Here is a 12,166-nt window from a genome sequence, read left to right on the forward strand (position 1 = left end):
CACTGAAAGACCTAAGGAACAATGACTTTGCTTGAAGATTTTTCCTCGATTTGGCAGCGCGCAGCCGAGCGCAAAGGCGGTGACGCCGCTTTACAGCACTTATTAACGCCTCCTTTAAGCGCCGAGTATTTAGCCGCCGTGTCAGACGACCGCTGGTTATCGATGCTGACTAAAGTGATTTTTCAATCGGGTTTTGTGTGGCGGGTGGTAGAAAATAAGTGGCCTGACTTTGAGCGGGCATTCTTTGATTTTGTGCCGGAAAAGATGGTGTTACTCGATGACAGTCATATTGAGCGTTTGTGTAACGACCCCAGTATTATTCGTAATCGGCAGAAAATTATTACCGTGCCAACTAATGCCCAGATGATTTTGGATTTAGCCGCTGAACACGGCAGTTTCGCTAAGTTTATCGCAACTTGGCCTAGCGACGACATCGTCGGTTTATGGCGTTATTTAAAACAACACGGCGCCCGTTTAGGTGGTAATTCGGCGGCTTATGCCTTACGCAGAATGGGCAAGGATACCTTTATTTTATCCAATGACGTGGTGGCATACTTAGTCAGTCGTGGAGTTGTGACCAAGGCTCCTACCAGTATTAAAGGGCTAAATGCGGTGCAACAGGTGTTTAACAGCTGGCAATTACAAAGTGGTTTACCCTTGGCGGTAATAAGCCAAACAGTGGCTTATTCAGTCGGTGAAAACTATCTATAAGTCATATTCTTTTATGCGCTTAGTTACGCAGCAATATTTCCTTCAGTGCATGTTCAAGCTTGGTAAAGCGAAAGCTAAAACCGTCATTAAGGAGCCGAGTAGGAAGCACTTTTTGCCCGCCAGTGATAAGGCTCGCCATCTCACCAAGCGCACTATTTAGTAGCCAAGCTGGGGTGCGCATAAGACAAGGGCGGTTAAGTTGATGGGCCAGGGTCTGACTAAACTCTAGATTGCTCACCGGTTGTGGTGAGGTTAAGTTGTACACTCCCTGACAGTGTTTGTTATTCAATAGGTAGATAATGGCGTCAACCATGTCACTGATATGGATCCAAGACATTTGCTGTTGTCCATCACCGATGGGGCCACCTAAGCCTAGGCGAAAGGCCGGTAGCATCTTGGCCAGTGCGCCGCCTTCAATGCCAATAACAATACCAGTACGTAATAGGCAAACTCGAGTTTGCTCAGAGGCGGCTTGTAAGGCTAATTGTTCCCATTTGTGACAGACTTGATGAGGAAAAGAGGAGTCGCTTATTCGCTTAGATTCGTCTACTTCCTGCTGGCCTTGCTCACCGTAATAGCCAATGGCGCTGCCGCTAATAAAGGTGGCTGGTGCTTGCTCGCTTTGGGCAAATAATGTGCTTAACTGAGAGGTAAGCTGCCAGCGACTGTCACATATTTTTTGTTTTTGTTGTTTACTCCAGCGTTTATTGGCGATGGGTTCGCCAGCTAAATTTATTACCGCGTCGTAATCGTTTAGGTTGTTGATGTCGTTTAATGAAGGAATGGCCAGAAGATTATGCCCTAATTTTTGGTAAGCTTTTACCGGTGTGCGGGACAACACGGTAAGTTGATGGTTGAATTGCAGGTGTTTGACTAAACGGCTGCCAATAAAGCCTGTGCCACCAGTGAGCAAAATTTTCATAATGGTAATCCGTCCTTCTTAAGGGCGTGTGGTTACTCTTTGATTTACTTAACAATAGCAGAGAATTTTCGGATGGAAAGCAAGATGAAGACAGTTTTAATTACTGGGATTGGTAGGCGCTTAGGTTTTTTTCTTGCACATCAATTTGTTGAGCTCGGTTATCAGGTGATTGGTCAATATCGCAGTGAACGTGAGGACTTAGCCCAGTTAGAAGCGCTAGGGGTGAAGTTATTTCAAGCTGACTTTAGTCAGCGCCAGCAGCTTAGTGATTTTTGCCAGCAGTTACAGCAGTTTGAGCGAATGGATGTAGTGCTACATAACGCTTCGACATTCATTGCTGATCAGGCAGAACACAGTGTAGCGCAACAAATAGAATTGTTTGATGCCATGTATATGGTGCATATGCTGGCGCCCAAGCTGATTAACGAAAGCTTATACCCTGCCTTAAAACGTGCTCAGGGCTGCGTGGTGATGATGACCGATATCTACGCCGAGCAACCGCATGCGCAGTTTCGTTCTTATTGTGCTTCAAAAGCGGGTTTAGCCAATATGTTGAAATCTTATGCCACATTTTGGGCTCCTGATGTGCGAGTCAATGGGATTGCACCCGGCCCAATGCTGTTTTTAGATGAACACGATCAGCAACATCGACAAAAGGTCTTGGCTCAAACTCCACTAGCTAAAGAAGGGGCTTAGAGCCAGTGTGGCAAGCAATTAGTCTGTTGGTTAACAATGACTATTTAACGGGTTGCTCGATTAAAGTGGATGGTGGTCGCTCGTTGGCCCAGTGGTAAACAGTGCTGCGCAGTGAGTTGGATTTCTAGCTTAAGGGCATCTTCAATTACTGGAGAATGAGTATCAAATAGCTGTTGATGTAAGCGGCTTAAAAAAGGCTCTATAGGGACGAGGCTTAGTTCTTCAAAACTGTCTGCGAAATGCACTACATCAATATCTAAACAGCGGTCTTTTGCGCTAGATAGCGGGTCATGGCGATTTCGACCGTGACGCGCTTCTAGTTGATTAAAAAAGCGCTTTAGCTGGGCTGGGCTTTGTTGGCTTTCAAACCAGGCCAAGCCATTAACAAAATGATTGTTGGTGGCCATGCCCATGGGCTCTGTTTGAATAAACGAGCTGAAAGTGATGACTGGAATACGTTCACAAAGCTGGCGTACACAAAGTGGAACATGTTGTAGCGGCTCGATGTTACTGCCTAGACTGCATAAGTAGAGCATGGTTGTTCTCCTGGGCACTTTTGCCACATTTAGCCTTTTCGCTGGCACGGATGCAAGCTAAACTGCTGAGCACTATCAGTTATTTGTGAGGAGTAAGTGGTGAATCAACCCACTTCCATACGTCAAGGATTGGTCACTGCCGCTGCCTTAGTGGTGCTATTAGCGGGGCTGAAGGCTGCGACGCCAATACTTATTCCATTTTTAATGTCGATGTTTATCGCCATTATTGCCAGTCCGATTGTGAACTTTCTTTCGCGTTTTCGCATTCCTCGAGTTGTTTCAGTGTTTTTAGTGTTGTTGCTGATTATTTGCGTGGTCTTGCTGTTAGCTGGCGTGGTGGGCAGTTCTATCAGTGACTTCCGTTCTTCCATCCCGAGTTATCGAGAGCAACTGCTGGTGCACTTAGCGGGTTTAGTTGATTTTGCTGCGCGCTTCGATATTGACTTGTCGATGCGGGTGGTTACCGATTATTTTGACCCCGGGATTATTCTTGGCTTGTTTGCCAATACGTTAACCGGCCTAAGCGGCGCGGCGGCCAATATTTTCATCATTCTACTGGTCGCAATATTTATGTTACTAGAAGCCGATACTATGCCGCAGCGCTTACATGATGCTATTCACAATCCTGATGTACGGATGTCGCAAGTGAGTAAGTTTCTAAAGGCGGTGAATAGCTACATAGCGGTGAAAACCTTAGTGAGCTTATTTACTGCCATCCCCATCACCATTGTCTTGAGTTTATTGGATTTAGATTATGCTATTTTGTGGGGGATCTTAGCCTTCTTGCTTAACTATATTCCCAACGTGGGCTCGCTGATTGCAGCCGTACCGCCGGTATTACTTGCCTTGTTACAGTTAGGACCCAGTCACTCATTGGCCGTAGCTGGTCTATATGTGGGGGTGAATTTGGTGATGGGAAATATCGTTGAGCCCAGAATCATGGGTCGAGGCTTAGGGCTTTCTTCTTTGGTGGTGGTATTATCATTGATCTTCTGGGGCTGGCTATTTGGCAGTGTTGGTATGCTGCTGTCAGTCCCGCTCACCATGATCATAAAAATTGGTTTGGAATCCAGTAATAGCGGGCATTGGTTTTCGCGCATTCTGAGCCATCCTGACGACTTAAAAAAAGAGAGAAGCTAAGTAGATGAGCTTTGAATTTCCTGCGCTTGACGATCAAGCTCAAAGGGTATTGCACGGCCGTGGTGGCTGTATAGCGGGTGCGGAGGCCTTCAATATTGAGTGGCTACCACCAATTATGTTGATTGTGGCTTATGCCCCTTTAGCTGAGAAGCTGCTCGCAGACTTGTTGCAAGACTTAACTCAGCAACCCTTGGTTAAAGGGGTGTTTTTACAGCAGCGAGATCAAGCCATGGCTCCGGTTACGCATTTATGGGGACAACAGCAGACTCCTAGTGAAGTGACTGAACTGGGTTTACGCTACAAGGTAGATATTGGTAAACACCAGAATTTTGGCCTGTTTCTCGATATGGCCAAGGGGCGTGAGTGGGTAAAGACGCATGCTCAAAACAAAAACGTACTTAATTTGTTCTCTTATACCTGTGGTTTTGCTGTTGCTGCTATCGCTGGTGGTGCACAGGCGGTGGTGAATATAGACATGAGTAAGGCGGCCTTAAGTGTGGGTCGTGATAATTTACGTTTAAATAATTTGGATGATAAAAAAGCGCGATTTTTTGGCCATGATTTGTTTAAGTCATGGGGGAAATTGCGCAAACACGGCCCTTATGATTTGCTTATTGCCGATCCGCCTTCCATGCAAAAGGGGAGTTTTTTAGTGGAAAAAGACTACCCACGTATTATTCGTCAGCTACCCAGTTTGCTGAAGCCCGAGGGCATTGCCATGTTATGTCTTAATGCACCTTGGTTAAATCGGCAGTTTTTGATTGATGCGGTAGCCAGCGAAGCCCCTCAGTTGAGTTTGCTCAGCAGTTTATCCCCGCCGCCAAGTATTCAGGAACGTAGTCCTGATGACGGTTTAAAAATTCTTATTTTTCAAAACAAGGCCGCTGAATAGGCATCCTTATCACAATTTATAGGCTTTGTTCGGCGAGTGAACAAAGTCTTTATCTGGCTCTGCTAAGCTTGTATTAGTCCTTTAGAAAAAGCGAATATAAGGAACAAATATGGGCTTTCGTCTTTCTCATTTTGCTTCCTCCTTATTAAAAAGCCTACGCGATATTTCTCCTATTATTATCGTCATTCTGTTCTTTCAAGGCTTTGTATTAGACAGTAGCTTACCCAATTTATGGGATATTTTATTTGGCACCTTATTGGTTGTGCTGGGCTTAAGCTTATTTGTTATGGGCTTGGATCTGGGGCTGTTCCCCATAGGCGAAAACTTAGCCCATGCCTTTGCCAATACCGGTAACTTAATTGCCTTGCTAGCGTTCGCATTTTGTTTGGGCTTTGGTACCACCATTGCCGAGCCGGCTTTAGTTGCTGTGGCTAAAGAAGCCGCCGAAGTTGCAGCTCAAGCTCAGCACATTAGTGCCAGTGAATCTAGCATGCAGGAATATGCTGCAGGTTTGCGCTTGAGTGTGGCGGTGGCGGTAGGTGTGGCCATCGTTATTGGCGTGCTAAGGATCATTAAAGGTTGGCCCTTATACCTAATCATTATTGCTGGTTATTCGCTGATTGTGCTGTTTACCCCCTTTGCCCCGCAGGAGATTATTGGTATTGCCTATGATTCTGGTGGGGTAACCACTTCGACTATTACCGTGCCTTTAGTGACAGCCCTAGGGGTGGGCTTGGCTTCATCGATCAATGGCCGTAACCCTTTGCTTGATGGCTTTGGTCTGATAGCCCTGGCCTCACTGACCCCGATCCTGTTTGTGATGTTGTATGGGATGGTGTACTGATGCAGGCATGGGTTGAATTTCTGGAAGTCTTGTTTAGCACGCTTGGTGATATTTTACCGATAGTGTTAACCATTTTGGTATTTCAGTATTTGGTATTACGCCAGCCATTACATAAGCCCAAACAGCTGCTACTAGGTACTCTGTTGGTTTTATTGGGGATGGTGTTGTTTTTACTTGGCCTTGAGCAAGCACTATTTCCTTTGGGCGAGTCTATGGCCAAGCAGCTAACCAGCGCCAGCTTTTTGGAAATAGAGCCCGATGCAGAGTATCTGGTATCTGAGCATTGGACTGCCTATGCTTGGATTTATTGCTTCTCTGCCGCGATTGGTTTTAGCACCACAATTGCCGAGCCCTCGTTATTGGCAGTAGCGATTAAAGCAAACAGTGTGTCGGGGGGCGCTGTGTCAGTGGGCGGATTACGTATCTCAGTCGCCTTTGGCGTGGCCTTGGGTTTGGCTTTGGGCAGTTACCGAATTGTTGTGGGCGACCCGCTGCATTACTACATTATTGCCGGTTATGTACTGGTAGTGATTCAAACTCTGTTTGCCCCTAAACCGATTATTGCGCTCGCCTATGACAGTGGAGGAGTAACCACTTCCACAGTAACCGTGCCCTTAGTGACCGCTTTAGGTCTAGGTTTGGCTGAATCTGTACCGGGACGTAGCCCGCTGATAGATGGCTTCGGATTAATTGCCTTTGCAAGTTTATTTCCGATTATTGCAGTACTGGCTTACGCACAAGTGACTCATTTTTTAGCAAGATCGACTTTGTCAGGAGATGACGATGAAATTTAAATTGATACTCGCCTTCGTTGATGATCAAAAAACCAGTTTAGTGTTGGACTCCGCTCGTGCAGCTGGCGCCACCGGTGCTACGGTAATTAACAATGCGCGGGGTGAGGGCGTTCACCGCAAGAAAACCTTTTTTGGGCTTAACTTGGAAGCTCAGCGAGATGTATTGCTATTTGTGGTTGAGAGTCATTTGGCAAAACCCATTCTGAATACCATCAGTGCGGTGGCCGAGTTTGATCAAGAAGAAGGGCAAGGTATAGCGGTATTACTGGATGTGGAGGATGCGGTAGGGGTCGCCCATCAAATTCGCGCCTTAACCCACAAAGTGCCTTTTGATGACGAAGCTTAGCTGGGTGTGAATAAATCGTGATTGTCAATTAAAAAAATGTCAAATTCTGTGTATAACTAGGGCTTGGTTATGTTTTTATCCACACTTTCTGTGGATTAAAGTGTGTATGGAACGGATGTTTATAGCTATCTTTATGTTTTTAAATGATTTTTATAGTTGGGTAAAAAAGAAGCGATAAGGCCCAGTGAGATGATTTTTAACTAAGCATACCTTTTTGCTAGCCATCGTTTTTAGCTGAACTTAGCTATTTAGAGATAAAAAAACCGATCAAAAAGATCGGTTTTTTCCGTTTTGTTGACTAAACGCTAATTGGCTATTAAGCCTTGGTTTGGTCAGCTTGAATGGCCGTGAGTGCGATGGTGTAAACAATATCATCGACTAAGGCGCCACGAGACAAATCATTAACCGGTTTAGCCATGCCTTGAAGCATTGGACCAATACTGATTAAGTCTGCACTTCGTTGTACCGCCTTGTAGGTAGTGTTACCAGTATTCAAGTCAGGGAAAATAAATACTGTAGCCTTACCTGCAACAGGGCTGTCTGGTGCTTTGCTCTTGGCTACGTTTTCCATAATTGCTGCATCGTATTGTAGCGGCCCATCAATAATCAATTCAGGGCGGCGCTCTTTGGCTATCTTAGTGGCTTCACGCACTTTTTCCACGTCAGAACCAGAACCTGAGCTACCGGTTGAGTAGCTGATCATGGCTACGCGAGGCTCAATGCCAAAGGCTTCTGCAGACTCGGCTGATTGAATAGCGATATCGGCCAATTGCTCTGCTGTTGGGTCTGGGTTAATAGCACAGTCACCGTAAACCAATACTTGGTCTGGCAGCAACATGAAGAAAATAGAGCTTACTAGGTTATAACCTGGTGCGGTTTTAATCAGTTGCAGTGGCGGACGAATAGTATTGGCAGTGGTATTTACTGCACCTGAAACCAAGCCATCAACTTCACCATTGGCTAGCATCATGGTACCAAGTACCACATTGTCTTCTAGCTGCTCTGCAGCTACCACTTCAGTTAGGCCTTTACCTTTACGTAGTTCCACCATCGGTGCGACGTATTTTGGACGAATATCGAGAGGATCGACGATTTCAACATTCTCACCCAAAACCACACCTTGTTGGCTGGCTGTGCGTTGAATGATATCCGGATTACCAATTAGTACCGGGCGAGCGATGCCCCGTTGCGAACAAATTGCAGCAGCAGCAATGGTGCGTGGCTCTTCGCCTTCGGGTAATACAATGCGTTTATTGGCACTGCGGGCCATTTCGGTGAGCTGGTAACGGAAGGCTGGCGGCGATAAGCGGCGAGCGCGAGCAGAGATAGCGGTTAGCGACTCAATCCAATGTTTGTCGATGTGTCCCGCTACATAGTCTTGCACTAAATCAATACGTTTCGAGTCATCCACTGGAATTTCAGCATTGAAGGTCTGCAGTGCTAAAGAAGTTTGCCAAGTATTAGAGTTGATTAACATCACTGGCAAGCCTGTAGCAAAGGCACGCTCACATAGTTTTAATACTTGAGGCTCAGGTTGATAGCCACCAGTAAGTAGTAATGCACCGATTTTTACCCCATTCATCGCGGCTAAACAGGCTGACACTATCACGTCTGAGCGGTCACCAGAAGTCACCAGCAAGCTGCCCGCATTGAAGTGTTCCACCATGTTAGGAATACTACGAGCACAGAAGGTTACGCGACCAAGACGAGTATCCATGTCACCTTCATTAATGATGGTGGCATTTAGGTGTAGCGCTAAATCTTTGGCTCGAGGTGCTACTAAAGGTGCATTCCATGGAATGCAACCAAGAATACGCAATGGGCTTTTGCCAAACATTTGCAGTACTTCTAGGTTGGTCGAGTTGTCTGATTTGTTATCAAACATTTCGGTGAGATCGGGACGGGTAATCTCATGCTCGTCGATTGGCGCGCCCACTTTGTTGATAATACAACCGATGATGCGTTTATTTTTCAAACCACCGAAGTTGTTACAGGCGATCTCCATGCGTTCTTTAAGTTGCTGAGAGGTGTCGCTACCTGGATTGGTAACAAATACCATGTCTGCATCTAAAGCCTTAGCAATACCGTAGTTTACATTGTTGGCATAAGGCGATTCGTGGGTGGGGACTAAGCCTTCAACCACGACAATTTCAGCACCGCTGGTTCCAGAGTTAAATCGAGCCACAATGCCTTCTAGCAAATCATCGATGTGATTAGCACTGATAAGGTTTTCAGCATAGGCTTGAGTGAAGGGTTCTGGAGGGATAATGTTGGATGCTTCACGAATGATTGCGGTTGAGCGTTCTGCGCCTTTTTCGCGGCTTTTAGGCTGCGCAATAGGTTTGAAAAAGTTAACGTTTACGCCATTACGCTCCATGGCGCGAACCATACCAAGACTGACGGATGTTACACCAACACCTACGCCAACTGGGATTAACATAATTGTACGAGCCACAGCTGTACCTCTTAAGTTAGGTTATAGAACAAAGCTGGCTTGCGCCAGCTTTGGTTGAAAGTCGATTTATTGCGCTAGCGCTACGGCGTCTTGGGCTATCACCATTTCTTCGTTGGTGGGGATAACTAAAATTGGACGGCTATTGCTCGTGCCAATATTGCCTGAGTTACCAAAACGCGCGTCTAAGTTTGCTTGCTCATCAAGTTCAAAACCTAGTAGCGCAAGCTTTTCGATGGTAAGTTGGCGAACTAAAGCTGAGTTTTCACCAATACCGCCGGTGAAGACTAAAGCGTCAAGCTTACCGTCCATTGCCGCCGCGTAAGACATAATGCTCTTAGCTAAGCGGTAGCAGAATACATTCATGGCGCGCACCGCCGATTCTTTACCTTCTGCATAGCCCTCTTCAGCGAAACGACAATCGCTGCTGGCTTCAGTTAAGCCCATCAATCCTGATTGCTTATGCAGCATATTGTTGACTTCTTTTAGGGTGTAGCCTTCGCGGTCAACCAAGTGGAAAATAATGGCTGGGTCGATGTCGCCACAGCGAGTGCCCATTACTAGGCCTTCAAGAGGAGTTAGACCCATGCTGGTGTCAAAGCTCTTGCCATTTTTAACGGCACAAATTGAAGCACCATTACCTAAGTGAGCGGTAATCACGTTGGTTTCTTCAACTGCTTGGTTGAGCATTTTAGCCGCTTCGCGAGAGACAAATAAGTGGCTAGTACCATGCATGCCATAACGGCGAATGCCTTTTTCGCGATACAGTTTGTAAGGCAGGGCGTAAAGGTAAGAGCTTTCAGGCATAGTTTGGTGGAATGCTGTATCAAATACCGCAACGTGTTTCTGCTGGGGGAAACAGGCAATTGCTGCACGAATACCAATTAATGCAGCTGGATTATGCAACGGTGCTAGGCCTGAACACTCTTCAATTCCTTCAATCACACTTTCATCGATGATTGCAGAACGGGTGAATTTCTCTCCACCATGAACGATACGATGGCCTACTGCCACAATCTCGTTTAATACTTCAGGGTTGGCTTCTAAAATATTTTTTACAATAAATTCGATGGCTTCGCGGTGGGCAGAATACGCGCCTAAGCTAGACTCGTTTTTGTCTCCGTGACTTTTCCATTTAATGCGTGCATCTTCCAAATTAAAACATTCGGCCAAACCTGAAATAATCTCTTCGCCATTTTCGGCGTTAAGTACTGCAAATTTAAGAGAAGAGCTTCCACAGTTTAGGACGAGTACCAGCTTGTTGCTCATGTATAGACACCTGTTGTTGAATTGGTTCAATTATAGACAGCGAAGGCAAAACGTTGAAGATGAAGAGACACGTTTTGACTCTATATTTTCGTCTCTGGCTAGGCGATTTAGATTTACCTAGTTCCTCAGTCTCAATCAGGCTACACTTAAAGAGTGAGCTGATATATATAAAAACCTTTTGTTTGATCTATGATAACTGAAAGCGCGTTTTATTCATATATGTCATACTAATAAGTCAGTAAAAATGTAAAAAAATTACTAATTTATTGGTTTAAGTCAATTTTAGGTCGTGAGGTGCTTTATGGGCAAATTTTCAGAAATGGTCAGCGATGGCCGCGAGTACATGAAGCGTTGGCCTCAGCAGCGTGTCTTGGCTCCCATGTTTCCTGAAAATCGCGTTATTTTAGCCACGTCTTTAGCGATGAAAACCATGCCTGCGGTGGCAGTCGTGACCGTAATGATGCCCTATATGGCTAATTTGAATGAAATATTACCACAATCGTTCATGATGGCGACGGTGATATTTCTGATGCCACTTCATGGTTTGTATTGGTTAGGTAAGCGTGCAAACTCCTTATTACCTCCGAGTTTAGCAACATGGTATCGTGATTTGCATCACAAATTGTCAGCGGCGGGAGAACGAGTTGCTCCCGCGGTGACTCAGCCTCGTTATGCCGAATTAGCTGACTTATTAGCGAAGGCCTTTAAGCGATTTGATAAAAGCTTTGTGCTTAACGATGAGTTAGATGGTTAAGCTCGTTGATATAATTGTAATACAAACTCAAAATCCATATCGAACACTGCTTCACTAGCTAACAGCTGTTCAAGTTGTTGGTTCTTCTTCCAAGCAAAGGGTGTCATTGCCGCTAAAGCCTGCATTTCTTGCTGTTTTAGTTTCACTTGCTGAGTTATTTTTTGCTGATTAAGCAGTTGCCATCCGGCCATGCTTTCAGCTTGTTCAAGGTGCTCTTGAAGTTCTTTATATAGCTGTTTACGTAGTTGCCACAGATGTCTTGCTCCGGGAACCACTTTAAGTAAGTAGGCTCCGGGGCGGCTTACCCGAAGTAGCTCTTGCTGGTCACTTGGGGCAAAGATGCGAACTACACAATCAATGCTGTGATCGGCTAAAGGTAGGCGGTGGTTACTCGCAACAAAAAACTGCGCTTGTTGGCAGCGTTTAGCAGCCATTTTTATGCCGTCTTTGGAGATGTCGATGCCGATGACATGCTCTACTTGAGTTTGCTGTTGGCATAGTTGCTGGGTGTAGTAGCCTTCACCGCAGCCAATATCTAGTATTTGCTTGAGTGCTAGGGGGGCAAGCTGTTGATTGACTGCATCTGCTAGAAAGGCAAAATACCCTTGATTCAAAAATGCGCGGCGCGCTTGTAACATCGCTTTACTATCGCCAGGGAGTTTTGAATGCTTGTGTTGCACTGCGAGTAGGTTGGTATAACCTTCTTTAGCTTGATCGAAACAGTGGCCATTGCTGCATGACCACTGTTTATTCTGTTTACTAAGCGAGGCTTGGCAAATAGGGCAAATGATTATTGATGAAGAAATTTGC

Annotated in this window: 13 protein-coding genes; 8 read left to right on the forward strand and 5 right to left on the reverse strand. The window is 45.6% G+C overall.

The features are described 5' to 3' along the window. Nucleotides 1-21 precede the first annotated feature (21 nt). A complete protein-coding gene (locus AR383_RS19980) occupies nt 22-711 on the forward strand; it encodes a DNA-3-methyladenine glycosylase I (RefSeq protein ID WP_055734718.1) in 690 nt (229 codons plus the stop codon). A 19-nt stretch (nt 712-730) separates the two neighbouring features. Here the strand turns inward: AR383_RS19980 and AR383_RS19985 are convergent, their stop codons facing one another. Beyond that, nucleotides 731-1,633: a TIGR01777 family oxidoreductase gene (locus AR383_RS19985; RefSeq protein ID WP_055734719.1), complete on the reverse strand. Its 903-nt coding sequence runs from the start codon at nt 1,631-1,633 to the stop codon at nt 731-733. An 84-nt stretch (nt 1,634-1,717) separates the two neighbouring features. On the opposite strand from AR383_RS19985, the gene AR383_RS19990 reads away from it, so the two are divergent. Further along, nucleotides 1,718-2,329, forward strand: a complete 612-nt coding sequence (locus AR383_RS19990) for an SDR family NAD(P)-dependent oxidoreductase (protein ID WP_198150186.1) — start codon at nt 1,718-1,720, stop codon at nt 2,327-2,329. A gap of 44 nt (nt 2,330-2,373) precedes the next feature. Here the strand turns inward: AR383_RS19990 and AR383_RS19995 are convergent, their stop codons facing one another. Further along, nucleotides 2,374-2,865, reverse strand: coding sequence for a 2-amino-4-hydroxy-6-hydroxymethyldihydropteridine diphosphokinase (locus AR383_RS19995; protein ID WP_055734720.1), 492 nt, complete (start codon nt 2,863-2,865; stop codon nt 2,374-2,376). Between the two features lie 99 nt (nt 2,866-2,964). Here AR383_RS19995 and AR383_RS20000 point away from each other — a divergent pair, with 99 nt between their 5' ends. The 5 genes from AR383_RS20000 to AR383_RS20020 all read left to right on the forward strand — a co-directional run bounded on the left by AR383_RS20000 (nt 2,965) and on the right by AR383_RS20020 (nt 6,881). Further along, entirely contained in the window at nt 2,965-4,005 is a 1,041-nt protein-coding gene (locus tag AR383_RS20000; RefSeq protein WP_055734721.1) for an AI-2E family transporter, read from the forward strand. 4 nt (nt 4,006-4,009) lie between these two features. Next, nucleotides 4,010-4,897: a class I SAM-dependent methyltransferase gene (locus tag AR383_RS20005; protein WP_055734722.1), complete on the forward strand. Its 888-nt coding sequence runs from the start codon at nt 4,010-4,012 to the stop codon at nt 4,895-4,897. Between the two features lie 109 nt (nt 4,898-5,006). Next, nucleotides 5,007-5,741 (forward strand): DUF1538 domain-containing protein, encoded by a 735-nt coding sequence (locus AR383_RS20010; protein ID WP_055734723.1) that lies wholly within the window; start codon nt 5,007-5,009, stop codon nt 5,739-5,741. Next, nucleotides 5,741-6,535, forward strand: coding sequence for a DUF1538 domain-containing protein (locus AR383_RS20015; RefSeq protein ID WP_055734724.1), 795 nt, complete (start codon nt 5,741-5,743; stop codon nt 6,533-6,535). The genes AR383_RS20010 and AR383_RS20015 overlap by 1 nt, the downstream gene beginning before the upstream one ends. Next, nucleotides 6,525-6,881 carry a P-II family nitrogen regulator gene (locus AR383_RS20020; RefSeq protein ID WP_055734725.1) on the forward strand — a complete coding sequence of 119 codons (357 nt, stop codon included), beginning with the start codon at nt 6,525-6,527 and terminating at the stop codon, nt 6,879-6,881. The genes AR383_RS20015 and AR383_RS20020 overlap by 11 nt, the downstream gene beginning before the upstream one ends. A gap of 316 nt (nt 6,882-7,197) precedes the next feature. Here AR383_RS20020 and pta read toward each other — a convergent pair whose 3' ends face one another. Together pta and AR383_RS20030 are read right to left on the reverse strand one after the other, a co-directional pair. Beyond that, on the reverse strand, nt 7,198-9,336 hold the full coding sequence (gene pta / locus AR383_RS20025; protein WP_055734726.1) for a phosphate acetyltransferase: 2,139 nt from the start codon (nt 9,334-9,336) through the stop codon (nt 7,198-7,200). A gap of 66 nt (nt 9,337-9,402) precedes the next feature. Further along, nucleotides 9,403-10,602 (reverse strand): acetate kinase, encoded by a 1,200-nt coding sequence (locus tag AR383_RS20030; protein WP_055734727.1) that lies wholly within the window; start codon nt 10,600-10,602, stop codon nt 9,403-9,405. A 301-nt stretch (nt 10,603-10,903) separates the two neighbouring features. Between AR383_RS20030 and yfbV the strand changes: the two genes are divergently transcribed. Then, entirely contained in the window at nt 10,904-11,356 is a 453-nt protein-coding gene (gene yfbV / locus AR383_RS20035) for a terminus macrodomain insulation protein YfbV (protein ID WP_055734728.1), read from the forward strand. Here the strand turns inward: yfbV and rlmA are convergent. Then, on the reverse strand, nt 11,353-12,162 hold the full coding sequence (gene rlmA, locus AR383_RS20040; protein WP_083481714.1) for a 23S rRNA (guanine(745)-N(1))-methyltransferase: 810 nt from the start codon (nt 12,160-12,162) through the stop codon (nt 11,353-11,355). The two genes, yfbV and rlmA, sit on opposite strands and share 4 nt — an antisense overlap. Between the last annotated feature and the right edge of the window lie 4 nt (nt 12,163-12,166).

The sequence above is a fragment of the Agarivorans gilvus genome, from assembly GCF_001420915.1.
GTDB classification, from domain to species: Bacteria; Pseudomonadota; Gammaproteobacteria; order Enterobacterales; family Celerinatantimonadaceae; genus Agarivorans; species Agarivorans gilvus.

Excerpts from the sequence above, each read along its gene's own strand:
- AR383_RS19980 (WP_055734718.1), top strand. The coding sequence starts at position 22 with ATGACTTTGCTTGAAGATTTTTCCTCGATTTGGCAGCGCGCAGCCGAG.
- AR383_RS19985 (WP_055734719.1), bottom strand. The coding sequence starts at position 1,633 with ATGAAAATTTTGCTCACTGGTGGCACAGGCTTTATTGGCAGCCGTTTA.
- AR383_RS19990 (WP_198150186.1), top strand. The coding sequence starts at position 1,718 with ATGAAGACAGTTTTAATTACTGGGATTGGTAGGCGCTTAGGTTTTTTT.
- AR383_RS19995 (WP_055734720.1), bottom strand. The coding sequence starts at position 2,865 with ATGCTCTACTTATGCAGTCTAGGCAGTAACATCGAGCCGCTACAACAT.
- AR383_RS20005 (WP_055734722.1), top strand. The coding sequence starts at position 4,010 with ATGAGCTTTGAATTTCCTGCGCTTGACGATCAAGCTCAAAGGGTATTG.
- AR383_RS20010 (WP_055734723.1), top strand. The coding sequence starts at position 5,007 with ATGGGCTTTCGTCTTTCTCATTTTGCTTCCTCCTTATTAAAAAGCCTA.
- AR383_RS20015 (WP_055734724.1), top strand. The coding sequence starts at position 5,741 with ATGCAGGCATGGGTTGAATTTCTGGAAGTCTTGTTTAGCACGCTTGGT.
- AR383_RS20020 (WP_055734725.1), top strand. The coding sequence starts at position 6,525 with ATGAAATTTAAATTGATACTCGCCTTCGTTGATGATCAAAAAACCAGT.
- AR383_RS20030 (WP_055734727.1), bottom strand. The coding sequence starts at position 10,602 with ATGAGCAACAAGCTGGTACTCGTCCTAAACTGTGGAAGCTCTTCTCTT.
- yfbV (WP_055734728.1), top strand. The coding sequence starts at position 10,904 with ATGGGCAAATTTTCAGAAATGGTCAGCGATGGCCGCGAGTACATGAAG.